Below are 25,643 nucleotides of genomic sequence, written 5' to 3'. Positions count from 1 at the left end.
GCCCTAATCCCTACACCGGCAGCCAGAGGTGGAACTCGGTGCCCTGGCCGGGCTGGGAATCTACGAGGAAACGGCCGCCGTGGCCGCTTACTACGATATCGTGGGAGAGGGAGAGGCCGAGGCCGGTGCCGGTGCCGGCCGGCTTGGTCGTGAAAAAGGGCTGGAACACCTTCTGGCGCACTTCTTCGGGCATGCCGCAGCCGTTGTCGCGCACCCGGATTTCCACTTCTGCCCCCACCCGGCGGGTGCTCACCGTGAGGGCGGGCAGGTAGCCGGCCGGCTGCTTGCGGCGCTGCTCCTGCAGGGCGTAGAGGCCGTTGTTGAACAGGTTCAGCAGCACCCGGCCGATGTCGGGTGCTACCACGTTGGCCAGGCCCAGGTCGGGGGCCAGGTCGGTGTGCAGGGCGGCGTGGAAGGCCGGGTCTTTGGCGCGCAGGCTGGAGTAGGCCAAGTTGAGGTACTCGGTGGCCAGCTGGTTGAGGTCGGTGAGCTGCCGCTCGCGGGGACCGGTGTGGGCGTGCTGCAGCATGCTGCGCACGATGCCATCCACGCGCTGGCCGTGGCGCGTGATGCGGGCCAGGTTGCGGCCCAGCGTTTCGAGCGTGCCCTGTACCAGGGCCTGCTGCGCGGCGGGCAGCGCCGTAAACATGGCTGGGGGCAGCTCCTGCAGCAGCTCGCAGCTCACCTCCGAGAAGTTGTTGACGAAGTTCATCGGGTTCTGAATCTCGTGGGCAATGCCCGCCGTCAGCTCCCCGAGGCTGGCCATCTTCTCGCTGTGGACCAGCATAGCCTGGGTGGCGCGCAGCTCGTTCAGCGACTGTTCCAGCTGGCTGGTGCGCAAGGAAAGCAGGTCGTTGTTTTCGGTGAGCTGGCGCAGGGTGTTCTGGTTGATCTGGTCGAACACCACCGACACCACCAGCAGAATCAGCATCAGCCCGCCCAGGATGTCGAGGCTCCAGAACAGGCGGTGCTCGGGCGGCACCGTGCTGGGCAGATGGATGCCGCGCCGCTCCAGCTCCCACAGCCCCACCACGCTCAGCAACGACACCACAAAGAAGATGATGCCCGCCCGCCTACCCAGCAGAAACGTGGCCGACACCGGGCACAGCACCAGCCAGCTGGTGGTGGCCGCAAAGTAGCCGCCCTGGTACACGCTGTTCAGAAACACGCCCAGGTAGCCCGCCACCAGGTAGATGTAGCCGAACGTGACGTAGGAAAACAGTCCCTGCCGAAACCCGAACGGCAGCACCAGAAAGGCCACCACGTTGAAGATCATCAGGTACATGCCCGGCCAGAACCCGGCCCACCAGCACAGCAGCAGAAAGTTGAACGAGAACAGGCTGGTCAGCAGCACCGTGTTGGTGATGATGCGCGCCTGCCGGGTCTGGTCGGCAGTGCCGACGAAGCCCGCCGGCATAAAGTAGGAGGTAATTCGATCCATGAAGAGGGGGCCGGCGGCCCGCACGTATAGAAACAGGAAGAACTGGAGGCTGGGAAGATACAGAAAGCCCGTGGGCTGTGCGCCAGGCCTACCCCAGCAGCCAGAAGGCCAGCAAGCAGGCTAGCAGCATCACTACGCCTTCGGCCAGGCCGGCCAGCGGCAGCCAGCGGCCGCCCTTGCCCACCGCGCGCAGCAGCAGCCACGGCACCGGCAGCATCAGCAGCGCCTCGGCCAGGAAAATATAGTAGGGCACCCCGTGCCAGCTGGGCGCGCCCCGGTACTGCCACCAGCCGGCATTGATGGCCCATTTCTCATACAACGGAATGAGCACCCCGCTGACGGGCACCAGCAGCAGGCCGGTGCGCCATGGCCCCAGCCGCGGCAGCAGCAGCCAGGCCACAAACCCAATCTGGGTGAGCACCACGGCCCAGCTGAACGGCATGTACACCGGCGACGCCCACAGCATGGGCTCCGGCTGCGGGTACACCAACGTGCCGGTAGTGTGCACCAGGTAGGCATCGGCGGGCAGCTCGGCCAGGCCGGCCGCCAAAGCAAAGCCCAGCAGCCGGGCCACCACCACGTCGCGGGCCCAGAGGGCGTAGAGGGCATAGGCGGCCGTGAGCGAGTAGCCCCAGCGGGCCGCTGTGGTCCAGCCCAGGCCCGTGAGGCTGTCGTGGATGAGGGCCAGAATGCCCAGCGCCATCAAGCCCAGCATCACGGGCAGGCGGTACTGCGCGGCGCGGGACGGTGCAGGGGCGGGAAGGAGGGTAGAGGTGGGGCTCATTTGAAGCGGCGAAACTGGTGGAACAGGTAGTTGAGGCGGTGCAGCAGTTTGCCCAGCCAGGGCACTTCGTTGGTCCAGGGCAGGCCCTGGGCGAAGCGGCGGCGGTCCAGCCAGCGGAGCACGGCCAGCACGCCGGGCTCGTGCAGTTCCCAGATGCGGCAGGTGGGCACTTTGGCGCCGCTGGCGGCAATGATGCCGTTCACGGCCCGGCGGGCGGCCTCGTTGGCGCCTTCCATGGTGGCCAGGTCGGTGTTGGTGCGCACGTAGTCGGCGGCCAGAAACAGGTTGGCAATGCCGGTGCTGGCTTCTGGGCGGAGGCTCCACGAGTTGGCCGTGTTCACCAGCAGCGGCTCGTCGTTGTGGCCCGAGCGGGTGGGCACGTCCAGGGCCTGCACCGGCGCACTCAGCAGCTCCGGCCGGATGTCGGCATCCACGTAGGCGCGCAGGAGTATATCGGGGCCGAGCAGGGGCGGCAGGCCGGGCGTGTTCAGGCTCTGCTCCAGCTGAGCCCACACTTCCTTCACTATTTCATCCAAGGTACAGTCGCAGGCCTGCTTGCGGCCGGTGGTGCCGTCGTCGAGGGGCCAATCGAGCACGCCCTTGGCAAACCAGTTCGACACGTCCACCGACAGCAGCCCCTTGGCCTGCCCGTCGCCGTAGCCGCTCATCGGGAAATCGGGCCAGAACTGCGGCTGCGAAATGACGGTAATGGCCCACGGCGAATCAATGCAGATGACGTGCCCTTTAGTGAGCTGCACGTCTTCGCGCAGGTAGAACTGCACGCCGTTCATCCAGTTCAGCGTGTGCAGGTGCGGGTTGCTCAGGTGCTCCACGAAGCCCAGCGTGGGGTCCAGCTTCACCATATCGGGGCTGATGAGCTTGGCCATGCGCTCCAGCGGCACGGCCGCCAGGTAGTAGTCGGCCTGCACGGTGCGGGTCTGCTGCGTTTCCAGGTCCAGCACCGTGGCCCCGCTGATCAGGCGCGTGGCGGGGTCGCAGTGCAGGGCCGTGGTGAGTTGGTTGTGATGATACACCACGCCCTTGCTTTTCAGGTACTGCAGCCACGGGTTCAGCCACACGTCGTTGGTGGGGCCGTTCAGCACCCGGTCGGTGTGGGCGCCGGGGTTGGCCATCAGCAGCAGCAGCTGCAGCAGAATGTCGCCGCCGGTTTTGGTGCTCATCAGCTGGGGCTGGGCCGCCACCAGCGAGTGGGTGAGGCCGCCCACGCAGTACAGCTCGTAGGGGCAGGGCTGGCGGGTGCCGCACTGCTGGTCGGTGCTCATGTACTGCCACCACGCCACCCGCTCGTAGCTCTGCTGGCGCCGCTCGTAGGAGCTGGTGAGCAGCTGCCACACCCGGTCGGCAAACAGCTTTTTGTCGGAGTCGGTCAGGCCGGTGTCGGCGTGCAGCAGGCCGTCGAGCAGGGCCTGCCAGTCGGCGCGGGTTTTGGGGAAGTTGACGGGCGCCGCCACGGGCGGCTTGCCGGTGCGCGCCATCATCACGCGCTGGGTGGGCACTAGGTTGTCGAACACGCCCTGCCGGTTCTGGCCGTAGGGGATGCGCTTCATGGTGTCGGTGATGTGGCGGTAGAAACCGGGAAAAAACCGGAAGCCATGCTCGCCGGGCAGCGGCTGGTGGCCGGGCGTGGCACTGTCGGGCACGTCTACGCTGCGGGCTTTGCCGCCCACGTAGTGCGGCTGCCGTTCGTAAATCTCCACGGCAAAGCCCCGTTCTATTAGTTCGTGCGCGGCACTCATGCCCGCAACGCCTCCTCCCAGAATGACAATCTTTTTCGGCATGAATCTCCACTGAACGGCAGCGGCCCCGGCAATAGGTGTGGATGGTATAATAGAGCAGGTTAGCCCCGGCCGGATGTGGGGCCGTACCGAAGCTGGTCCGCTAAAGCTACCAGTTATTCTGGCTTATATTCTATAAATGGGGCTGATAGAAGTATGTACAGCAATTTGGCTTCCCGCCAACGCCGGGGCAGGTTTCGCGTAAGCACAAGCTCCTTTAGTATTTCCTCCCGTTAGCTCCTTCCGTATGGCCGCCAAGAAACCCGCTACCCCGTCTGTTCCGGATCCGAAGAACGCCCCATCCAAGCCCAAGGCCCCGGCCAAAACCGCCGCTACGCCCGCCGCTAAGCAAGCGGCCAAGGACGCCGCGGCCGCGCCCAAGCCTGTGAAGCGCCCCACGGCCAAAGACATGAAGCAGCACGCCCAGACGCTGCCCTACCCCGCCAAACAGGCCGATATGAAGCTGCAGCCCGCCATGGACTTCAGCACCTACCGCGCCGCCGGCAAGCTCCAGGATAAGGTGGCCCTCATCACCGGCTCCGACTCCGGTATCGGGCGGGCCGTGGCCGTGGCCTTTGCCATGGAAGGTGCCCACGTGGCCGTGCTCTTCAACGAAAACGTGGTGGACGCCGAGGAAACCAAGCGGCTAGTGGAGGCCCAGGGCCGCCAGTGTATTCTGCTGCAGCTGGACGTGCGCGACCCGGAGCAGTGCAAGCAGGCCGTGCGCCGCACCCGCGCCGAGCTGGGTGGCCTCAACATCCTGGTCAACAATGCCGCCTTCCAGATGGCGCAGGAGAAGTTCGAGGATATTCCGGAGGAGCAGATCCGCCGCACCTTCGACACCAACATCCTGGGCTACATCTGGATGGCACAGGCTGCCATTCCGCACCTCAAAAAGGACGACTGCATCATCAACACCGGCAGCATCGTGGGCCTCACCGGCATCCCGATTCTGATTGACTACGCCTGCACCAAGTCGGCCATTCACGCCCTCACCAAAAGCCTGGCCACGCACCTCGGCGAGCGAGGTATTCGGGTGAACTGCGTGGTGCCCGGCCCGGTCTGGACGCCCAACATCCCCGGCACCATGCCGCGCGAGGAAATCGAGAAGTTCGGCTACGAAGTGGCCCTGGCCCGCCCCGGCCAGCCCGAGGAGCTGGCCCCCGCCTACGTGCTGCTGGCCTCCCAGGACGGCTCGTTCATGACTGGCAGCCTCGTGCACGTCACGGGCGGCAAAATGAGCAGCGACCAGTAAGCAGCTCAATAGATTGTAAAGAGCGTCATGCTGAGCTTGCCGCAGTATCTCGCGTGCTGATGCCGGATTACTACCCCAATGTCAGCACGCGAGATACTGCAGCAAGCTCAGCATGACGTTCTGTTTTATCGGCTGTTGGTGCTTTCAGCAAATCAGCTTGTAGCCGATGCCGCGCACGTTCAGGATCTGCACTTGCGGGTCGTCGCGGAGGTAGCGGCGCAGGCGGGTTACGAATACGTCGAGGCTGCGGCCGTTGAAGAAGTGGTCCTCACCCCAGAGCTCCAGCAGCACGGTGGAGCGGGCCAGAACCTGGTTGCGGTGGTCGTAGAGGCGTTTGAGCAGCTCGGCTTCGCGGTTGGTCAATTCGATTTCGGTGTCGGTGAGGCGCAGGCGCTGCTGGGTATAGGCAAAAACGTAGCGCCCGATGCGTAGCGGTTCGGCGGCAGTAGGAGCAGCCGCGGTGCGGTTGAGCAGGGCTTGCATGCGCACGATCAGCTCGTCCATGCTGAAGGGCTTGCGGAGATAGTCGTTGGCACCCAGCTCGAAGCCGCGCACCACGTCGGCGGGCTGGGAGAGGGCCGTGAGGAAGATGAGCGGGATGGTGGCGTTTTCCTGCCGGATCTGCCGGCCCAGTGCAAACCCATCGAGCTGCGGCATCATAATATCAGCCACCACGATGTCGGGCGTCTGCTGCCGGAACAGGCGCAGACCCTGGGTGCCATCGGCGGCGTGCTGCACCGTGAAGCCGCGCATCTCCAGGCTATCCTTGATAATGAGAGCCAGAGCGGCTTCATCTTCCACTAACAGAACGGTTACCATTGCGCGAAACCTTATAGAGCGGGCAGCCAGAACGAAAACGCGCTGCCGCTGCCCGGCTCACTGCGCAACTGCAACCGGCCGCCGTGCCGCTCAATCACCTGCCGCACGTAGTACAGCCCTAGCCCAAAGCCCTTAACCGGATGCAGGTTGCCGGTCGGCACCCGAAAAAACCGGTCGAATACGGCGGGCTGGTAGCTGGCCGGAATGCCAATGCCGTCATCGGCCACGGTGAGGCGCCAGCCGGTGGTTTCGGGCTGGCCCTGAATGGTAATCGTGACCTGCTCGCGAGAATATTTGATGGCGTTGTCGATGAGGTTGCTGATGACGTTGCGCAGGTGCAGCCGGTCGCAGCGGATGGCGGCCGAATCAACATCTACAGTGAACTGCACGGCTTTGGTGGTGGTGAGCTGATGCTGCTGCACCAGCTCGGCTATCAGCTCAGCGGGGCGTACGGTTTCGGGTTCCAGACGCAGCGGCTGCCGCTCGGCCACGGCCATGTGCAGCACGTGGTCTACGAGGCCCGAAAGGCGCTGGAGCTCCTGTTGCGAAATGGCGAGGTAGGTCTGGGTTTTCTGCGGGTCCTGCAAAGCCCCAAAGTGCTGCAGCGCCTCCACCGCCGCCGACACCGTGGCAATGGGCGTTTTCAGCTCGTGGGTCATGTTGTTGATGAAGTCCTCGCGGATTTCCGACAGCTTTTTCTGCCGCAGAATCGTGGACAGTATCAACGCAAAGCAAGCCGTGGTGACCAACAGCAGCCCCAATGAGCCCGCCAGCAGCCCGCCCATGCGGTGCAGAGCATAAGGCCAGGGCGGCTGAAAGCTGGCCCGGATTGCTACGCTGGGCAAGGCTGGCAATACCACTGCCGGAGTCTGCACGGCATAGCCGGCCGGCACAGGCAGTTGGCGCCGGGCGGCGGCCGTGGCAACGGTATCGAAGAGGAAGGCGGCTTCGACCCCGCGCTGACGCAGCTCGGCCTGATAGGCGGTGGCGAGGCGCGCGAGGTTGAGCGTGGGCTGGTGCCTGGTGTTGCGCAGCAGAAACTGCAGAAACGCCTGGGCCACACTGTCGTCCTGCCGGTACGTGGCCAGGGCCGTAGTCCGCTCCCGGCCGCCGGCCCGCAGCAACTGCCGCAGCTGGGCGCGGCCGGCCGTATCGAGGTGCTGCATGGGCAGGGCCACCTGGCCGTAGGGCTGGCCGGCCGCCGTAGGCTCAAGCAGCTGCCGCACCTCGGCCAGCTGCTGCCGCTGCACCACTGCCAGCAGTGCCTCGTGCGCCGTGCGCGTAAACTGGGTGGCTGTCAGCTGGTAGGTGGTGTACAGCCAATACGCCTGGAACCCGTTGATGCCCAGCATGCACAGGCTCATCAGCCAGAAGATAATACGCAGGCGGCTTTTCATACGCGGGAACAGAGGAGTACGGAGTAATGAGAAGGTCAGCCTTCGCGTCAACCTCACCCCCTAGCCCCCTCTCCAAAAGAGAGGGGAGACTAGCTCTAGATGTATGACCGGTTTCTAGCTCTGGAAAATTAGAAAACTAGTCCCCCCTCTCTTTTGGAGAGGGGGCTAGGGAGTGAGGTCCACCGCCGGAACGACAACCACATTGAAAAGTACGGGGCTGCCCCAGCCTGACCAAGCGCTTAACAATCATTAACACAAAATAACAGTCGTTTACACTCCGCCGATGGTCCTTTGTGGCGCAGCATTTTGCTCTTCTGCTGCCTACGTCCGGCGTGGTTTAAAGCTGTCTGTATGGGTTCGTATGCGCGTTTGAATAATGTGGTGGGCTGGCTGGTATTCGCCATGGCTACCCTGGTCTACCTGCTCACCCTGGAACCCACGGCCTCGTTCTGGGACTGTGGCGAGTTCATTGCCTGTTCCTACAAGCTGCTGGTGCCGCACCCGCCTGGCGCGCCGCTGTTTCTGCTGCTCGGCCGGCTGTTTTCCCTGCTCAGCTTCGGCGACTCCAGCAAAGTGGCGGTGCTTATCAATATGCTGTCGGCGCTGAGCAGCGCGTTTGCGGTGCTGTTTCTGTTCTGGAGCATCACGCTGCTGGCCAAGAAGCTGGTGCTGCCCCGCCCCACGCCAGCAGGCCCCGCGCGGCCCGTACCCACCCGCGGGCAGGCGCTGCTGATGCAGGCGGCGGGCGTGGTGGGGGCGCTGGCCTTTGCTTTCTCCGACTCGTTCTGGTTCAACGCCGAGGAAGCCGAGGTGTACGCCATGTCGGCCCTGTGCACGGCTACGGTGGTGTGGCTGATGCTGAAGTGGGAAAACCGCGCCGACGAGCCGGATTCTGATAAGTGGCTGGTGCTCATTGCCTACGTTATCGGCCTAAGCATTGGGGTGCATTTGCTGAACCTGGTGGCTATTCCGGCGCTGGGCCTGCTGTACTACCACCGGCGGCAGCCCGCGCCTACCCTGCGGGGCAGCGTAGTAACCTTGCTGATTAGCAGTGTAATCGTGGGGGTGGTGCTGGTTGGGGTCATTCCGGGGCTGCCGTCGTTGGCGGGGAGCTTCGAGGTGTTTTTTGTGAACTCACTGGGGCTGCCCTTCAACTCGGGCGTGGTGGGGTTTGTGCTGCTGCTGCTGGGGCTGCTGGGGCTGGGGTTCCGGGTGTCGCACCAGCGCCAGTCCCGGCTGCTGAACACGGTCCTGCTGGGTTTCACCTTCATCCTGATTGGGTACTCTTGCTACCTGATTGTGCCGATTCGCAGTGGATATCAGCCCACCATCAACCAGAACGGGCCGCGCGACGTGCTCAGTTTCGTGAGCTACCTCAAGCGCGAGCAGTACGGCTCCCGGCCCTTGCTCTACGGGCCGCACCTGTTTGCCCAGCCCATTGCTCAGGAAGATGCCGGCCCCCGCTACGTGCGCGAAGGCCAGCAGTACGTGGTGGCCGAGCGGCGACAGGAGCTGATTTACCGTGACGAAGACAAGATGCTGCTGCCCCGTATGTATTCCGACGGCACTTCCACCGCCTCCCAGCGCGCCGCCGCCTATCGGCAGTGGGTTGATATTCAGGAAGGGGTGAAGCCGACAATGGGCCAGAATCTCGCGTTTCTGCTACGCTATCAGATGGGCCATATGTTCTGGCGCTACTTCCTGTGGAACTACGTCGGCCGCGAAAGCGACGTGCAGCACGCCGGCGTGCTGTGGCCCTTCGCCAGCCACGAGGCCCTGCCCGAACGGGTGGCCGACAGCAAAGCCCGCAACAACTTTCTGGCCTTGCCGCTGCTGCTCGGGGTGCTGGGCATGGTGTATCAGGTGCGCCGTGACTCCCGCAATGCGCTGGTAGTGGGGCTGTTGTTTCTGTTCACCGGTCTGGCTATCATCGTCTACCTTAACCAGCCACCCCTGGAGCCGCGGGAGCGTGACTACACCTTCACGGGGGCCACCTATGCCTTCGCCATCTGGATCGGGCTGGGCGTGCTGGCGCTGGCCGAGGCGCTGAAGCGGGTACTGAACGCCGATACTGCCCGAGCCGCCGTGGCGTTGCTGCTGGGTCTGGTAGTGCCGGGCCTTATGCTGGCCGAGGGCTGGGACGACCACGACCGATCCGATCGGTTCACTTCCGTCGATGCGGCCCGTAACCTGCTCAACTCCTGCGCGCCCAACGCCATCCTGTTCACCAACGGCGACAACGACACCTTTCCGCTCTGGTACGCGCAGGAAGTGGAAGGCATCCGCACCGATGTGCGGGTGGCGGTGCTCAGCTACCTCAACACCGACTGGTACATCCGGCAGATGATGAACCGCGCCTACAAGTCGCAGCCGCTGCCTATTTCCCTGCCTGCCGACCGGTACCGGCAAGGCACCAACGACTACCTGCCCTACGTGGAAAACCCCAACGTCAGCAGCGTCAGCCTGCCCGACTTCATGCAATTGGTGAAGGCGGACAGCGACCTGTTGAAAGTCAGCTACGGCGACGGTGGCCCCACATTGCTTTCCTTTCCATCGCCAAAATTTTATCTACCTGTTGATACGGCAGCGGTAAAGAAGCTGGGCATTATTCCGCCCGGCCGCCGCGGGCAGCTGGTGTCCCAGATGGAGTTCGACATCGGCAAGGGCGCTATGGAAAAGCGCCATCTGGTGGTGCTCGACATTCTGGCGGCCAATCAATGGAAGCGGCCGGTGTACTTCGCTACCAGCGTGGCCCGTCCCGAAGACCACATGGGGTTGGATGCTTACTTCCAGCTGGAAGGTCTGGCCTGGCGCGTGCTGCCGCTGAAGAACCCCAACGACGACCCGCGCGAGGAAGCTGGCTACTTAGCCAAAGATCTGCTCTACCAGAAGCTGATGCAGCAATTCGCCTACCGCGGCCTCAACAACCCCACTGTTTTCCACGACGAAAACGGCCAGATGTTCCCGGCCAACTACCGCGCAAAGTTCGCCCGCCTGGCCAATGCCTACCTGGCCGCCGGCGACCCCGCCACCGCCAAAAAGCTGGCCGACAAGTGCCTGGATGTCATGCCCGACCGCGCCATTCCGTATGACTTCTACACGCCGCAGCTACTGCCGGCGCTGGTGGCAGGCGGGGAGCAAACCCGCGCCAACCAGCTCTTCGACCTGCTGCTCGACAGAGCCCAACGCGCCCTCACTTACTACAGCAACCCCGCCCATGCCCTCTTCGACCGGGAGCTAAGCCAGCAGCTCGCCACCATCCAGCAACTCTACCTGGCAGCCCAGCAAATCGGCGACGAGCGGCGCGCCAACCAGGCGTTTCAGCTCCTGCAACCTTATCTGCAGCAGTAAGCCCAGCCGCCCACTCATAAGCTTCGTCCTGACTATCAACCAGCGTATTGCTGATGGATAGTCAGGACGAAGCTTATGGCATTTTTAGCCCGTAGCAGAGATTTCAAAAAATACCGATAGGCATCATAACTAAATACCCTGCCAGACAGTAATGATGAGTACTGTTGAGGTAAAGCGCCGCAGGTGCACTCCCCAAAGCTTCGTCATTTACTAGCAATAAAACGCTTGAATACCTACCCCGAAGGCACCGTCCGGGCGCTGCTGGCTACCGACCAGGTAACGCCCGCTACTCGCGCCGCCCTGGAAGCCCGCCTCAACGCCCCGGCCGACTACCAGCCCCAGTTTTTTGACGCCGATACGTACGCGCTGCTGCAAGCCGTAGCCGCCCGCGTATTCCCCCAGCCCGACCGGGAAACGCCCATCGAGCTAGCCCCCAACGTGGATAAGCGCCTGCTGGCCGGCACTGCCGACGGCTGGCGCTACGACGCCATGCCCCCCGACCGGGAAGCGTACCGCTTGGGTTTGGGCGGCATCAACCAGGCGGCGCAGCAGGCCTTTAACCAAGCGTTTGTTGAGCTGACGCCGGCGCAGCAGGACCAGATAATCGGTCAGCTGGCAGCCGGCGAGGCTCCGGGCGAAAACTGGCAGCAGCTGCCTCAGCACCGCTTCTTCGAGGAGATGCTGGCCGAGCTGACGGAGAGCTACTACGCCCACCCGCTGGCCCAGGAAGAAATCGGCTACGTAGGCATGGCCGACGTGCCCGGCTGGCAGCGTATCGGCCTCAACGAACGGGAAGACCGGGAGCCGGAGAGAGTAACTGAGTAGTTGAGTAACTGAGCACAGATCAACCGAGAAATTGAGTAGTCGTTCCGCTGCATCAGCTTTCAACACTACTCAAACACCCCATCGGCCTGTACTCAATTACTCACTACATCCATTACTCAGCTACTCAATTACTCAGTTACTCTACAACATGCCCGACGAAGAAGTACTCGAAGAAGGCGTGCTGAACCCGGTTCAGCCCGAAATACAGGACCCGCTGCTGAAAAGCATTCTGGCCGATAACGAAGCCACCCCAGCCACTGAGCCCACCGGCGAAGAAGCTCCCGCTCCGCTGCCCGACCCCACCGACGAGGTGGACTGCGTGGTGATTGGCACCGGGGCGGGCGGTGCGCCGCTGCTGGCCCGCTTGGCCATGGCCGGCCTGAAAGTGGTGGCCCTGGAAGCCGGCCCCCGCCGCGACCCGACCAAGGACTACGCCACCGATGAAAAGGCCCAGAACTTCCTGTTCTGGAACGACGAGCGTCTTTCGGCCGGTCAGAACCCGGTGGCGTTTGGCAAGAACAACTCCGGCACCGGCGTGGGCGGCTCCACGCTGCACTACACCGCCTACACCCCCCGCGCCCACCGCGGCGACCTGAAGCTGCACACCGACTTCGGCCAGGGCGTCGACTGGCCCTTCGGTATCGAGGAGCTGGAGCCCTACTACGAGGAAATTGAGCATTTCCTGGGCATATCGGGGCCCACACCCTATCCCTGGGACCCTACGCGCCGCAAGGGCTACCCGCTGGCTCCGCTGCCGCTCAACGGCGCGGCCCAGCTGATGGAGCGCGCCTGCCGTCAGCTCGGTATTCAAACCTCACCGGCGGCCAACGCGGCCCTCTCGGCGCGCTATTACCAAGAGGGCATTGGCTGGCGTGAGGCCTGCACCAACCGCGGCTTCTGCCAGGCCGGCTGCAACCGCGGCGCCAAGGCCAGCATGGACGTGACGTTCCTGCCGTTGGCCGAGAGCTACGGGGCCGAAATCCGGGCCGATGCCTACGTGACGGAGATTGAGCGCGACGCCTCGGGCCGCGTAACGGGCGTGGTGTACGAGCAGCACGGCCGCACCGTGCGCCAGCGCTGCCGCCACCTGTTTTTGTGCGCCGGGGCGGTGGAAACGCCTCGTTTGCTGATGCTCAACGAGCTGGCTCTCAACAGCGGCCACGTGGGCAAAAACTTCATGGCTCACCCCGGTATGCAGGTGTGGGGCACGTTCCCCGAGGACATCCGGCCCTACAAAGGCATTCCCGGCGGCCTGATTTCCGAGGACACCCACCGCCCCAAAGACGCCGACTTTGCCGGTGGCTACCTGCTGCAAAGCATCGGGGTGATGCCCGTGACGTTTGCCACCCAGATGGTGCGCCAGCGTAAGCTCTGGGGCCAGCCCCTGCGCGACTACATGCGCAACTACAACCACATTGCCGGCATCAACATCCTGGGCGACTGCCTGCCGCACGAGGCCAACTTTATGGAGCTCAGCGACGAGAAGGATGCCCGCGGCCTGCCCAAGCCGCGCCTGCACTTCACGGCCCAGGAAAACGAGCAGCGCATGAACCGCCACGCCGAGAAAATCATGCGCCAGATCTGGGAAGCGGCCGGCGCTACTGACATCTGGGCCTTCGAGCGGTACGCCCACGTCATCGGGACGGCGCGCATGGGCCTGAGCGGCGACGATGCGGTGGTGAACCCCGACGGCAAGGCCTTCGACGTGCCCAACCTCTACATCTGCGACAACTCGGTGTTCCCCAGCGCCCTCAGCGTCAACCCCGCCCTCACCATCATGGCCCTCAGCCTGCGTACCGCCGATAAGTTTCTAGCCAACCTTCGGTAGTGCTTAGTGCCTAGTGCTTGGTGCTTAGGCCGTTCTAGTCAATTCAGGGAAAATGCCTAAGCACCAAGCACTAGGCACTAAGCACCACACAATGAAGTCCTTTCTCACACACATCAAAGAAAAGTACGGCAACGGCCACTACGACGGCGACCAGTACGGCGGCGCGGGCGGCCACGATGGCTCGGGCCTGCCTACGGGCGAGGCCGGCAACTTCATGTTCGCCACCGGCATCGAGTGCTCGTATCCCACCATCGACCACGGCCAGACCCGCCGCGACCTGCTGGCCGAGTGCGACCATTACAACCGCTTCAAGGAAGACCTGGCGCTGGTGCACGACCTGGGCCTGAAGGTGCTGCGCTACGGTCTGCCGTATTACCGCATCCACAAGGGCCCGGGTGAGTACGACTGGGAGTTTGCCGATGCCGCCATGGCCGAGATGCAGCGCCTGGGCATTACGCCCATTCTGGATCTGCTGCACTTTGGCGTGCCCGACTGGCTGGGCAATTTCCAGAATCCGGAGCTGCCCGTGCACTTCGCCGACTACTGCGGGGCCGTGGCGCAGCGCTACCCCTGGGTGCGCTACTACACGCCCGTAAACGAGATTTACGTGACGGCCAAGTTCTCCGGGAAGGACGGCATCTGGAACGAGCAGCTCAAAACCGACCAGGGCTTCGTGACGGCCATCAAGCACCTGGTGGCGGCCAGCATCATGGGCAACCAGCAGATTGCCAAGTACCGCCCCGACTGCGTGATTGTGCAGAGCGAGTCGGCGGAGTTCACGCACGAGCTGCGCGCCACCCGCACCCCCGAAATTCAGTTGGGCAACAAGCTCCGGTTTCTGTCCCTCGACCTGCTCTACGCCCACCACCCCGACGCGGAGGTGCTCAACTACCTCTATGACAACGGCATGACGCGCCGGGAGTACGACTGGTTTATGGCCGGCGAGCCTCCGGGATACCAGGTAATGGGCAACGACTACTACGGCCGCAACGAGCGGATTATCCTGCCCAATGGCGAAATCTGCACCAGCATGGACGTGCTGGGCTGGTACACCATCACCCACGACTACTACCAGCGCTACAAGAAGCCGGTGATGCACACCGAAACCAACATCTTCGAAGCCAAGGACGGCCCCACCTGGCTTTGGAAGCAGTGGGTAAACATTCTGCGCATGCGCAAGGACGGGGTGCCGGTGCTAGGCTTCACCTGGTATTCCCTCATCGACCAGGTAGACTGGGACAAGGGCCTGGAGCGCAAAGTGGGCCAGGTGAATGCCTGCGGCCTCTACGACCTCGACCGCAAGCCTCGCCCCGTGGCGGCGGCCTACCGGATGCTGCTGGAGGAATACGGCCAGATTCCGATTGTGCCCCACGGCGAGCTGTTCACGGTGTCAGATCGGCCTGCCAACCTCAAAGTGGAAGTCTGAATGTAGGGGCGGCTTGCCTGTCGCGGTTTTGGCGGGGCAGTCTGCGGTACGGCTTTTTGGCCGCGCCGCGGGCTGCCCCGCTCCTTATTTAACAGGCTTTATCCCAGAAGATTGGACCTGACCCAGACCAGTGCCCCGCCGGTATCAGACTGGCAGCTCGGACGTGGCTGTTTTTTCGCAGGATTGTGTAGGTTGTCGGCGTTTTCCGCCACTCAGCCCACTTATTCCTTTCTGCCTTATGAAAAACGCTACTTCCCGCTGCCGGTATCTGCTGGGGCTCTCCGGGCTGCTGCTGCTACCGGCCTGCAGCCCGAAAGCCACGGCGGTCCTGACGGCCCCGGCGCCGGTTGCGGCCGCGCCGGCTGCTCCAGCTCCAGCCCCGGCCGCCGCCGACTTCCAGATTCCGGTGGAGTACTACACCCTGCCCAACGGCCTGAAGGTGGTGCTCTCGCCCGACCACACCGCCCCCACGGCCACGGTGGCAGCCTACTACAACGTGGGTTTCCGCAACGAGCCCCGCGACCGGACCGGCTACGCCCACCTGTTTGAGCACCTGATGTTTCAGGGCTCCCAGAACCTGGGCAAGATGGAGTTCATTCAGCTGATTCAGAAAAACGGCGGCATCCTCAACGGCTCCACCCGCTTCGACTTCACCAACTACTTCGAGGTGGTGCCCAGCCACAAGCTCGAAACCATGCTCTGGGCCGAAGCCGACCGCATGCGCGGGCTGGCCATCACGCAAGCCAACGTCACCAACCAGCAGGGCGTGGTGAAAAACGAGGTGCGTGTGAACGTGCTGAACGCGCCCTACGGCGGCTTTCCGTGGCTGGATATGCCCCAGAAAGCCAACCAGAACTGGAACAACGCCCACAATTTCTACGGCGACCTGAAAGACCTCGACGCGGCCACCCTGGCCGATGCGCAGCAGTTCTTCAAAACCTACTACGCCCCCGGCAACGCGGCCCTGGCCGTGGTCGGCGACTTTGAGCCCGCCGAGGCCAAAGCCTGGGTGCAGAAGTACTTCGCCAACATCCCCAGCGCCCCGCAGCCGCCCAAACCCGACATTTCGGAGCCTCGCCAGGAAAAGGAGCAGCGCTTCACCAAAGACGACAAGCTGGCCACCAAGCCGGCCCTGGCCTTCGCCTACCACATGCCCGACCGCAACACGCCGGAATATTACGCCCTCATTCTGCTCGACCAGATTCTGTTGCAGGGCAAGGACAGCCGCCTCTATCAGGCCCTGGTGCAGAAGCGCGGCTACTCCGACAACGTGAACGGCGGCATCAACTACCTCGGCAACGCCTTCAACTACTCCGGCCCCATGCTCTGGATGGGCGACCTGATCTACGACCAGTCGGTGAGTGCCGACTCGGTGGTGCGTGTGCTCGACCAGGAAATCAACCGCCTGGGCCAGGGTGGCATCGACCAGGCCACGCTGGACTTGGCCGTAGTGAAGCTGCGTTCCAGCCTCTACGACCAGCTTTCGGGCTCCGACAACTTCGGCCGCGCCGACATGCTGGCCTCGTTTGCGCTGTTCGACAACGACCCCGGCCGCATCAACCGGCTGGAGGCCGAGTTCCGCAAGGTGACGCCCGCCCTCATGCAGCGCACCCTGCAGGAATACCTGCGGCCCACCAACCGCACGCTCTTGATTGTGAACCCGCTGGCCAAAAGCTAACCCCACAGACCCCGCCATGAAACCACTTCACTTCGGGCTGCTCTGCGTGGCCCTGGCTACCGCCGCCGCCCCGCCCACCCTGGCCCAAACCAAACCGAAAACCACGCCCGCCCCGGCGGCCCCGCCCCGCGAAACCCCGCCCGCCGGCGGCACGCCCCGCGACTTTGCGCTGCCGGCAAAGGAAGAATTCACGCTGCCTAACGGCCTCAAGGCTAAGCTGGTGTCCTACGGCCAGGTGCCCAAAACCACCATGATGGTGGCCATTCAGGCCGGCAACGTGCACGAAGCTGCCACGGAAGTTGGCGTGGCCGACCTACTGGGCAAGCTGATGAGCGAAGGCACCGCCACGCTGCCCGGCGCCCAGCTGGCCGACAAGGTGGCCCGACTGGGCGGCTCGCTCAATATTTCGGTGGGCCAGGACCAGACGCAGGTGTACGCCTCTTGTCTCAGCGAATTCGCGCCTGAGTTGGCGGCGCTGCTGGCCGACGTGGTGCAGCATCCGGCTCTGCCCGAGAGCGAGCTGGCCCGTATCAAGGCCGATTTCAAGCGCCAGATGAACCTGGCCCGCGCCCAGCCCGGCACCCAGGCCCGGCAGAAGTTCACCCAGGCCCTCTACGGCAGCCACCCCTACGGCCGCCCCATTCCCACCGATGCCGAAATCGACGCCCTGACGATGGCGCAGGTGAAGGCCTTCTACCAGACCCAGTACGGCGCCCAGCGCACCAGCGTGTACGTGGCCGGTAAGTTCGACAACGGGGCTGTGCGCGAGGCTATTACCCGCGCTTGGTCGCCTATGCCCCAGGGCCCGGCCCCGCGCATCGAAGTGGCCAAGTCCCAGACCCGCCCCGACGTCACGACCCTGGACCGGCCGGGCGCGCCGCAGTCCACCATCGTCATTGGCCTGCCCGTCGTGGACCCCTCGCACCCCGACTACATGCGCGTGCGGGTGATGAACTCACTGCTGGGCGGCTCGTTCGGCTCGCGCATCACGCGCAACATTCGCGAAGACAAGGGCTACACCTACTCGCCCTACAGCTTCCTCGAAACCCACTACCGCACCGGCAACTGGAGCCAGAACGCCGACGTGACCACCCAGGAAACCGGCAACTCGCTCAAGGAAATCGTGTACGAGATTGAGCGTCTGCAGAAAACGCCCCCCACCGCCGAGGAGCTGAAAGGCATCCAGAACTACGAGTCGGGCCTGTTTGTGCTGCGCAACTCCACGCCGGCTGGCATCATCGGCCAGCTCAACACCCTCGATCTGCACGGCCTGCCCGACTCCTACCTGACCGAGCAGGTGAAGAACATCAACGCCGTGACACCCCAGCAGGTCAGTGAAACGGCCCGCAAGTACGTACGCCCCGAGGCCATGACCATCGTGGTAGTCGGCGACCGGAAAATCATTGATCCGCAGATCAAGAAGTTCCAGGCTTCGCGCAAAAAGCCGCTTTAGCCTACCAGCCCCCACCGTGCAGAAGCCGCGCCGGGAATCCGGCGCGGCTTTCCTGTGCCTGCCCCAGCCACAGCCCGTACAGGCAGCCGGTAAAGTGGTAATTTGCGCGAAACGCGCCACCGTCAGTGGCTGGAGTGCGCCGCCGATGTGGGGCATTAACTGAACGCACTTACCAGACAAATTCCGACTGTTGCCGCCGCTGCCTGCCGCATCGGGCGCGTTGCGGCAACCGCCGAGGAACCCTTGCGGCACTCCGCCGTAGGTGCTGCGTTGGAAGCCAAAAACTTCATTTTCTCATGATTGTCTACAAAACCGGCGACTGGTGGAAAGCCCTGTGGCATTTCCACACGTCCAGCGTCATTCTGTTGCTGCTACGCCGGGTGGCGCTGGTCGGCGTCTATAATCTGATTATTGCGCTGGTCGTGCTTAAGTACCATTTCCTGAGCATTCAGATCGGGCGCGAGTACTTCTCGTTTCTAGGGATTATGCTCAGTTTGCTGCTGGTGTTCCGTACCAACACGGCATACGACCGCTACTACGAAGGGCGTCGGCTGTGGGGGCAGCTGGTGTCGCATTGCCGGGGGCTGGCCATGGAGCTGAACGCCATTTTGCCGCGCCACGCCATCCGTAGCCGCCTCTACTACGCCGCCCTGATTTCCAACTTTCCCCTGGCCCTGAAAGGCGCTCTGCGCAACGGCGTGCAGTTCGAGCAGCTGGAAGCCACCCCCGACATCATGGACCGGCTACAGTCGGCGGAGAGCGTGACCACCTGCTTGGTGGCCGTGCTGCAGGAGAGCATCGAGCAGCTCCGGCAGGCCCAGATCATCGACCCCATTCATTTGATGACCATCAAGCCGCACCTGCTGGGCATGATGGAAGTGAACGGCTCCTGCGAGCGGATCAAGACGACGCCCATCCCGTTTTCGTATAGTTTCTTCATCAAAATGTTTATCACCCTCTTCATCGGCATCATGCCTATTGTGCTGGTGGATACCTGCGGCTACCTGATGATTCCGATTACGATGGTGGGCGCCTACGTGATGCTGGGGCTGGAGATGATAGGCGAGGAAATCGAGCAGCCTTTCGGCACCGACAGCAACGATTTACCCATCACGCAGCTGGCCAACAAAATCCGGGTGAGTGTGCACGACGTGCTGGGCGTAGAGCTGCCCCATTTTAAGAAAGCCCTGGCGGCGCCACCCTACAGCGTGGTGCACTAAAGCAGGAGATAAAAGCAGGTTAGGAATAATTTATTGTACTGCTGCATGCCGCAGCGGGCCCTCTTGTGCCCTTATGAGCGCACGAGTGGGGTGTTTTTATGGATATTTTACAGGGGTATTATTTTTTTTATACAAAATGTCAGCCTTATTCCTACAACTCCGTATACGCCGCTCGAACCCTGTCTCAATTCGAAACGGAAAGGTTCGATTTGCTCAAAATTCCTCCCTTTTTTAGAATGAAACCTCAAACTCTTACGCACAATTTCCGGCTTTTTGGCCGAGCCTGGCAGGGTTTGCTGCCGCTGCTGGCGCTGCTTGTGAGCCTCGGCTCTGCACGCACGGTGCAGGCTCAAGCGAACAGCAACATTAGGAGCACCAGCGTTATCGTCGACCGGGGTGCTGGCAACGGCAATGAAACATTTGGTGGCAAAAATCCAGGAACATTACCCCCTTTTAATGGGGCGCAACTTGGAACCTATGATATAAGCAATTTCAACACCCAATTGGTCCTCAACGGTGGTACAATTGTTACGGAAGAAGCTGCACCAGATGTCATCACAGCGAACGGTAGTACTCTGAGGTACCGTCTGGCTCGTCGCGAGACAGACGGTTCGTTCACTGACATCGACGCACCGGTTTCTATTAACTTGCCGTTGGCCACCACGGTCGTCGGAAACCCAACCGTGCGAACATTCACCACTAATACGGCTAATCGTAATCTTCTAACAGGACTGATTGCAGGTGAGTATTTCGTGTTCGTTCAATATGAAGTGAATGGCTCAAGTACTAACCAATTTGGTTTTCCTTCTCCCTTCACGCTTTCTGATCCTCCTGGCACCTTCTACATTGCTAGATTCGTAGTACAGGGCGTCCGCCCCACAGAGCCGCCAACGTCCACCACTTGGACCGGCGGCGTAAACGACAACTGGTTCGATCCGGCTAACTGGACTCAGGGCGTACCTACATCAGGCAAGGATGCTACGATTCCGGACTTTGGTTCCGGCTCTACTGTACAATATCCTAATATCTACTCGGACGCTATCAAGCCGAATAGTACCGTTATTACCACCGTTGCAAATCCGGATGGTTCCCAGTCGACAATTGAAACTCAGGTTCCAGGTTACGATAATACTGCCACAGGTCCAAGAGGAGCATCTGGTCCTGCTCGCACGCGTAACCTAAACATGCTGGGCACCAATCAGGGCGAACGGTCACTCGCACGTTTGATAGTAGGACGTCTGGAAGTGTTTGGTAACTTTAACAACTCTCAGGACAGTTTCATCCAACGCGAAAATACTACGATCAGCTTCACTGGAAGCGACCAAAGTATTACCGGCTCTCGCTCAGGATTTGTCAATATGGAGATTGATGGTGGCGGTATTAAGACACTCATAAATAACTTCAAGATCGTGGCGGGTGGTACGTTGCGGTTTGTAAACGGGATTCTGGCAACAGACATTGGTAGAACCGACGTCAATTTTGTAGAACTGGCGCCATCTACTGGTAACGGATTGAACAACATTCCTGCTGGGCGTATAATTGGCGAGTCTGAAGTCAACTATCTGCGAGGATTTGTGCAGATTTCCCAAGCTGCACCTGTTGGTCAGCCACAGGATTTTGGTAACATTGGTCTGACGATGACTTTCACTGGTAACGATCCTGGTATCGTGACCGTGACGCGCAACACGGGGCAGAATTATGCCTCTATTAACAATGGTGCAAATAGTAAGCCTAGCATTCGCCGTTTCTTTGGAGTGCGTCCAGGGGACCAGCAGACTAATAATGGTGGTTTGACTGCCAACATAGTATTCCGCTACCTGGATAACGAAACCAGAAACTTGAGATTCAATAACCAGTCGCTGGATGAATCTAAATTTGCACTGTTCCTCTCTGGCTCGTCGGGCGACATATTTGGCCAGATAGGCCGCGATGCGTTAGACACGAATACCAATGAATTGACAAAGTTTAATGTGCGTTCGTTTGGTACATTCACGTTGAGCGAGTTTACAGAGCCTCTGCCTGTAACGTTGGTTTCGTTTGCCGCCAAACGCATCGGCACCAACGCTGAAATCACCTGGGAAACGGTGAGCGAGCAGAACAACCGCGGCTACGAAGTACAAGTATCCATTGATGGCCGCACGTTCCGCACGCTGGCCTTCATTCCGAGCCAGGATGCCAACAGCAACCGCCTGCTGCGCTACCGCTACCTCGATACCGAAGCTAACAAAGGCGGCGTGCGCTACTACCGCCTGCGCCAGGTTGACCAAGATGGCAAAGACCACTACTACGGTCCGAAAGTGCTGAGCTTCTCCGGCTCGGCCACCGCCGACGCTCGTATGGAAGCCTACCCCAACCCCTTCCAGAACGAAATGCGCCTGACGGTGCAGTCGGCTGCCTCGGGCAAGGGCCAGCTGCAGATCCTGGACCTGACGGGCCGGGTGGTACTGGAGCGCAGCGCTGAGTTGACCAGTGGCACCAACGACTTGGAGCTGCGCGACCTGTCGGGTGTGCCCAATGGCACGTATCTGCTGCGTGTAGTAACGCCTGCCGGCAAGCCCCAGACGCAGCGTATCATCAAGCGCTAAGCATAAGGCGAACAAGCCTGCCTCTATACCAAGAGCCGGTCTTCCTATGGGAGGCCGGCTCTTTGCGTTTAAAGGAGTGTGCGGCGGGAGCGACTGCCAGGCCAGCCGCAGACTGTACTATAGATGAATGCCTTATCCAGATGAAGCTGCAAGACCCGTAGGCCAACCACCAGAAACGGCCGGCTAAAAACTTTCTATATGATAATAAGGGAAAAAAATTGCTAGTGAAGGAAAAGAGGGTAACTTAAATCGTCATTGAGGCACAATGCCTTGTTCGCTGGATACTGCTGTTTTTTTCTTTCTTCCACCTTTACCCTTTTTTCTGCATGACGACAACTCATTACTCCTCAACAGGCTGGCTTTCCGGAAAGCTGCGGCCGCGGCTGGTAGCGCTGGCTACTGCCCTCTTACTGGCGCCCGCTGCCTGGGCGCAGATTGAAGTGCCTGCCGGCAACCCAAACGGCGGTTCTTCCCGGCGGCCTATGGGTACCTGGTTTGGCTACGAGCGTAGCGCCATGATCTACACGGCCGCTGAAATCGGGACCAGCGGAAACCTCACGCGCATTGGCTTCTATGTAAGCTCGGTGTCGACGCCCGGTGATGCGCCCACCAAAATCTACCTCAAAACCGTTTCCAACACCACTTTTGCCGCGGCAACTACCGTAGCGGCCGAGGAAACCGGCGCTACGCTGGTCTATGATGCTACCATCCCGGCCGCGTCGTTCACAGCGGATACCTGGGTGAGCGTGCCGCTCACGGCGCCATTTGCCTACAATGGCACCTCCAATCTGGAGGTAATAGTGGAAACCAATGCTACCGGCGGCGGCAACGAAACCAGCACTGGCAAAGCCTTCCGCTACTCATCTACCGGCACCGGCAACAACCGCACGCAGACGTGGTCTACGGATACTAACCCGCCCACTACCACGGGCACGCTCAGCCTGCTACGCCCCAACATCCAACTCACGGGCCTCACGCCGCTGGCCTGCCCACCCGTTACGGGCGTTACGGTTAGCAACATCACGCCTACCTCGGCCCAGATTGCTTTCACGCCTGGTGCCAGCAGCACCAGCTATACTGTAACGTACACGCCCACTGGCGGCACGGCCACTACCTTTACGCCCGCGCCCACGGCCTCGCCCATCAACCTGACGGGCCTGACGTCCGGCACGACGTACACCGTAACCATTACCGGTAACTGCGCCGGTAGCACCACCTCGCCGGTGGCCACTACCACGTTCAGCACCTCTCTTGTGGCACCTGCTAACGATAACTGTGCTACGGCCACGGCTCTGACCGTGGGTACTAGCTGCACGCCCACCACTACCACCAACCTGGGTGCTACGGCCTCCACGGGTGTGCCGGCGCCCAGCTCTACCACGGGCACAGGCTGCTTCGTAGCCGGTACTCCGGTTAGCAACGACGTGTGGTATAGCATCGTGGTGCCGGCTTCCGGCGCCGTTACGGTAACTACCAGCGCCGTTACCGGCTCATCGGTAAACGACACGGGCCTGGTGCTGTACACGGGTGCCTGCGGCACGCTCACGGAAGTAGCCTGCAGCGACGACGCCACGGCTACCAACTTTTTTTCTACTACCACGGCCAGCGGCCTGACGCCTGGCTCTACCATCTACGCCCGCGTGTGGAGCTTCGGCACCACGCCTACCGGTCAGTTCGGCATCTGCGCCGTTTCGATTCCGGCTAACGATGCCGCCGTACAGGCTATCTACTCTTTGGGCTCAGTGTCAAATACGTATGGTTCGCCGGTGACAGCGCAAGTGGCAATTCGCAACAATGGTACTGCCGCGCTAACCAACGTACCTGTTACACTGAATGTGACGGGTGCCACAACCTTCACTGATGCCAAAATCATCCCTTCGCTAGCAGCAGGTGCGTCGACGGTCGTGACATTTGCTCCTTATCCGGTGACAGCAGCCTCCGGAACCAACACACTGACTGTTACGCTGCCTGCCGATGGGGATGCCAGCAATAACACTCAAACCTTGAGCCAGACTGTGTCCACAAATCAGTTGAGCTATGTTTCCGGCACCACTTTCGCGGGAGGCGCTGGCGTGGTAGCAGTCAATACCATTATTGCCGTTCGGTACCAGAAGCAAAGCCCGTCTTCCGTACGTGCTGTTACGACCAACTTCTTCGGTACCGGTTCAGGCAGCTACCAAGTACGTATCTATGACGCTGATGCCACTAACCTGCCCGGAACGCTACTTTACACGTCTCCAGTTCGCACACGTCCAGCGGCGGGTGGTAACGATGTATTGACGCTGCCAGGGGTCAATGTCAGCAATAACTTCTTCGTGGCTATTGAAAATACCACTGCTGGTAACCTCGGTATTGCTTACCAGGTGGAAAATCCATTGCGAGCCGGAACGTTCCTGTTCAAAACAGCGGCAGCTACCACTTGGACCGACATTAATACGTCGACTCTGAATTCGCGCCTCGCAATTGATGTTACACTTGGTACGGTCCTCTCCACCAACAGCCCGGCGCTGGCTCGCTCTATCTCTATGTTCCCGAACCCCAGCCAGGGCCAGGTAACGCTTGACATCCGCGACGCCAAAGCCAAAGGCGCCATGCAGGTGCAGATTACCAACGCCCTCGGCCAGGTGGTGCACACTGCCGCCGTTCGCGACAATGCCGAGAACAAGCTCGACCTGTCGGGCCTGGCTACCGGCATGTATGTGCTGCGCGTGCAGTCCGGCTCGGAGTACACCATCCGTCAGCTGGTACTCACCAAGTAACCTACTATCAGGCGCCGCCGCCGCTGTAGCGCGGTAGTTTCCTGCTGAGAAAAATACCCGGCCCGGTTGGTGCCGGGTATTTTTTTGTGGGCATCTGCTGGCCGGAGCTGTGGCCTGGGCAAAACAGTTGCGGCAAATGTTGCGGCCAAACAACGCAGGAGCTATCCGGGAGTATATACAAACGAAAAGCGGCTGCTGCCGCTGCCTGTTGTTCTCTCGACTCTCTTGTATGCCAAAAGCCACTCCACTCACCTTTGTATACCTGCATTACTGGGCCGGCTCCGGCGGCGCCTTTCAGGACGTTGCCGAGCGCCTTACCCCCGAATATGCCGTGCTAGCCCCCGATTTGGGGGGCTTCGGGGCGGCGCTAGCGCCGGCCGGCGGCTACACTGTAGACGCGTATGCCGACGAGGTGGCGACGTTCGTGGCAGCTCAAGGCCTGCAACGCTATGTGCTGGTGGGGCACAGCATGGGCGGCAAAATTGCGCTGGCGTTGGCGGCCCGGCAGCCCGCCGGGTTGCGGGGCGTGGCGCTGCTCAGCCCCTCGCCGCCCACGCCCGAGCCCATGACCGATGCCGACCGCAAAGCCAGCCTGCAGGCCTGGGGCAAACGCACGGAGGCCAAGAAAACACTGCGCCACATCACTGCCCGGCCGCTGACGGCTGCCGCCGAGGAGCACATTCTCGCTGACAATCTGCGCACCTCCAAAGCCGCCTGGGAAGCCTGGCTGCTCCACGGCAGCCGCGAAAACCTGGCCGGCCGCATGTGCGAAGTCCGCGTACCCTGCACCATTCTGGCCGGCGACCAGGACGCCGTCATGTCGCCGTCGGTGCATGGGCTGGAGACGCTGCCGCTGCTCCCCGAAGGCACGCCGCTGGAAATAGTGTCCGGCGCTGGTCACCTGCTGCCCTACGAGGCGCCCGAAGAGGTAGCGGCGCTACTGCGGGCGTTTGGTGAGAAAGTACATTAATAGGATAACGCGGCACAGTAGGCACTAAAACAGAACGTCATTCCACGCAAAGCGCG

General features: G+C 61.7%; 16 protein-coding genes. 11 read left to right on the top strand and 5 right to left on the bottom strand.

Annotated features, from left to right (window positions below; genetic code table 11):
- Positions 1-10 precede the first annotated feature (10 nt).
- The 3 genes from O9Z63_RS16220 to O9Z63_RS16210 form a co-directional block, all read right to left on the bottom strand.
- Entirely contained in the window at positions 11-1,441 is a 1,431-nt protein-coding gene (locus O9Z63_RS16220; RefSeq protein ID WP_270126389.1) for a sensor histidine kinase, read from the bottom strand.
- An 88-nt stretch (positions 1,442-1,529) separates the two neighbouring features.
- Positions 1,530-2,225 (bottom strand): DUF6989 domain-containing protein, encoded by a 696-nt coding sequence (locus O9Z63_RS16215; protein ID WP_270126388.1) that lies wholly within the window; start codon positions 2,223-2,225, stop codon positions 1,530-1,532.
- Positions 2,222-4,024, bottom strand: a complete 1,803-nt coding sequence (locus O9Z63_RS16210; protein ID WP_270126387.1) for a hydroxysqualene dehydroxylase — start codon at positions 4,022-4,024, stop codon at positions 2,222-2,224. The genes O9Z63_RS16215 and O9Z63_RS16210 overlap by 4 nt, the downstream gene beginning before the upstream one ends.
- A gap of 244 nt (positions 4,025-4,268) precedes the next feature.
- Between O9Z63_RS16210 and O9Z63_RS16205 the strand changes: the two genes are divergently transcribed.
- A complete protein-coding gene (locus O9Z63_RS16205; RefSeq protein WP_270126385.1) occupies positions 4,269-5,276 on the top strand; it encodes an SDR family oxidoreductase in 1,008 nt (335 codons plus the stop codon).
- Positions 5,277-5,420: 144 nt separating this feature from the next.
- Here the strand turns inward: O9Z63_RS16205 and O9Z63_RS16200 are convergent, their stop codons facing one another.
- The gene (locus tag O9Z63_RS16200; protein ID WP_270126384.1) at positions 5,421-6,095 is read right to left on the bottom strand and encodes a response regulator transcription factor; all 675 of its coding nucleotides are present in this window, start codon (positions 6,093-6,095) and stop codon (positions 5,421-5,423) included.
- Between the two features lie 11 nt (positions 6,096-6,106).
- Complete coding sequence (locus tag O9Z63_RS16195; protein ID WP_270126383.1) at positions 6,107-7,492, bottom strand: sensor histidine kinase; 1,386 nt, start codon at positions 7,490-7,492, stop codon at positions 6,107-6,109.
- Between the two features lie 402 nt (positions 7,493-7,894).
- Between O9Z63_RS16195 and O9Z63_RS16190 the strand changes: the two genes are divergently transcribed.
- The 10 genes from O9Z63_RS16190 (at position 7,895) to O9Z63_RS16145 (ending at position 25,587) form a co-directional block, all read left to right on the top strand.
- Entirely contained in the window at positions 7,895-10,843 is a 2,949-nt protein-coding gene (locus O9Z63_RS16190) for a glycosyltransferase family 117 protein (RefSeq protein ID WP_270126382.1), read from the top strand.
- A 225-nt stretch (positions 10,844-11,068) separates the two neighbouring features.
- On the top strand, positions 11,069-11,668 hold the full coding sequence (locus O9Z63_RS16185) for a gluconate 2-dehydrogenase subunit 3 family protein (protein WP_270126381.1): 600 nt from the start codon (positions 11,069-11,071) through the stop codon (positions 11,666-11,668).
- Between the two features lie 148 nt (positions 11,669-11,816).
- The gene (locus O9Z63_RS16180; RefSeq protein WP_270126380.1) at positions 11,817-13,496 is read left to right on the top strand and encodes a GMC family oxidoreductase; all 1,680 of its coding nucleotides are present in this window, start codon (positions 11,817-11,819) and stop codon (positions 13,494-13,496) included.
- Positions 13,497-13,587: 91 nt separating this feature from the next.
- Positions 13,588-14,922, top strand: coding sequence for a family 1 glycosylhydrolase (locus tag O9Z63_RS16175; protein ID WP_270126379.1), 1,335 nt, complete (start codon positions 13,588-13,590; stop codon positions 14,920-14,922).
- Positions 14,923-15,160: 238 nt separating this feature from the next.
- Complete coding sequence (locus O9Z63_RS16170) at positions 15,161-16,600, top strand: M16 family metallopeptidase (RefSeq protein ID WP_270126378.1); 1,440 nt, start codon at positions 15,161-15,163, stop codon at positions 16,598-16,600.
- 16 nt (positions 16,601-16,616) lie between these two features.
- Complete coding sequence (locus O9Z63_RS16165; RefSeq protein WP_270126377.1) at positions 16,617-18,053, top strand: M16 family metallopeptidase; 1,437 nt, start codon at positions 16,617-16,619, stop codon at positions 18,051-18,053.
- 296 nt (positions 18,054-18,349) lie between these two features.
- The gene (locus tag O9Z63_RS16160) at positions 18,350-19,273 is read left to right on the top strand and encodes a bestrophin family protein (RefSeq protein ID WP_270126376.1); all 924 of its coding nucleotides are present in this window, start codon (positions 18,350-18,352) and stop codon (positions 19,271-19,273) included.
- A gap of 236 nt (positions 19,274-19,509) precedes the next feature.
- Entirely contained in the window at positions 19,510-21,858 is a 2,349-nt protein-coding gene (locus O9Z63_RS16155; protein ID WP_270126375.1) for a T9SS type A sorting domain-containing protein, read from the top strand.
- A gap of 482 nt (positions 21,859-22,340) precedes the next feature.
- Positions 22,341-24,617, top strand: coding sequence for a T9SS type A sorting domain-containing protein (locus tag O9Z63_RS16150; RefSeq protein ID WP_270126374.1), 2,277 nt, complete (start codon positions 22,341-22,343; stop codon positions 24,615-24,617).
- Positions 24,618-24,846: 229 nt separating this feature from the next.
- Complete coding sequence (locus O9Z63_RS16145; protein ID WP_270126373.1) at positions 24,847-25,587, top strand: alpha/beta fold hydrolase; 741 nt, start codon at positions 24,847-24,849, stop codon at positions 25,585-25,587.
- Positions 25,588-25,643: the final 56 nt, after the last annotated feature.

The sequence above is a fragment of the Hymenobacter yonginensis genome, from assembly GCF_027625995.1.
In the GTDB taxonomy this organism is placed as follows: Bacteria; Bacteroidota; Bacteroidia; order Cytophagales; family Hymenobacteraceae; genus Hymenobacter; species Hymenobacter yonginensis.
This window is presented reverse-complemented; position numbering and strand designations above follow the sequence as displayed.

Coding starts and splice junctions, on each gene's coding strand:
- O9Z63_RS16220 (WP_270126389.1), bottom strand. CDS start 1,441: ATGGATCGAATTACCTCCTACTTTATGCCGGCGGGCTTCGTCGGCACT.
- O9Z63_RS16215 (WP_270126388.1), bottom strand. CDS start 2,225: ATGAGCCCCACCTCTACCCTCCTTCCCGCCCCTGCACCGTCCCGCGCC.
- O9Z63_RS16210 (WP_270126387.1), bottom strand. CDS start 4,024: ATGCCGAAAAAGATTGTCATTCTGGGAGGAGGCGTTGCGGGCATGAGT.
- O9Z63_RS16205 (WP_270126385.1), top strand. CDS start 4,269: ATGGCCGCCAAGAAACCCGCTACCCCGTCTGTTCCGGATCCGAAGAAC.
- O9Z63_RS16200 (WP_270126384.1), bottom strand. CDS start 6,095: ATGGTAACCGTTCTGTTAGTGGAAGATGAAGCCGCTCTGGCTCTCATT.
- O9Z63_RS16195 (WP_270126383.1), bottom strand. CDS start 7,492: ATGAAAAGCCGCCTGCGTATTATCTTCTGGCTGATGAGCCTGTGCATG.
- O9Z63_RS16190 (WP_270126382.1), top strand. CDS start 7,895: ATGGCTACCCTGGTCTACCTGCTCACCCTGGAACCCACGGCCTCGTTC.
- O9Z63_RS16180 (WP_270126380.1), top strand. CDS start 11,817: ATGCCCGACGAAGAAGTACTCGAAGAAGGCGTGCTGAACCCGGTTCAG.
- O9Z63_RS16175 (WP_270126379.1), top strand. CDS start 13,588: ATGAAGTCCTTTCTCACACACATCAAAGAAAAGTACGGCAACGGCCAC.
- O9Z63_RS16170 (WP_270126378.1), top strand. CDS start 15,161: ATGAAAAACGCTACTTCCCGCTGCCGGTATCTGCTGGGGCTCTCCGGG.
- O9Z63_RS16165 (WP_270126377.1), top strand. CDS start 16,617: ATGAAACCACTTCACTTCGGGCTGCTCTGCGTGGCCCTGGCTACCGCC.
- O9Z63_RS16160 (WP_270126376.1), top strand. CDS start 18,350: ATGATTGTCTACAAAACCGGCGACTGGTGGAAAGCCCTGTGGCATTTC.
- O9Z63_RS16155 (WP_270126375.1), top strand. CDS start 19,510: ATGAAACCTCAAACTCTTACGCACAATTTCCGGCTTTTTGGCCGAGCC.
- O9Z63_RS16150 (WP_270126374.1), top strand. CDS start 22,341: ATGGGTACCTGGTTTGGCTACGAGCGTAGCGCCATGATCTACACGGCC.
- O9Z63_RS16145 (WP_270126373.1), top strand. CDS start 24,847: ATGCCAAAAGCCACTCCACTCACCTTTGTATACCTGCATTACTGGGCC.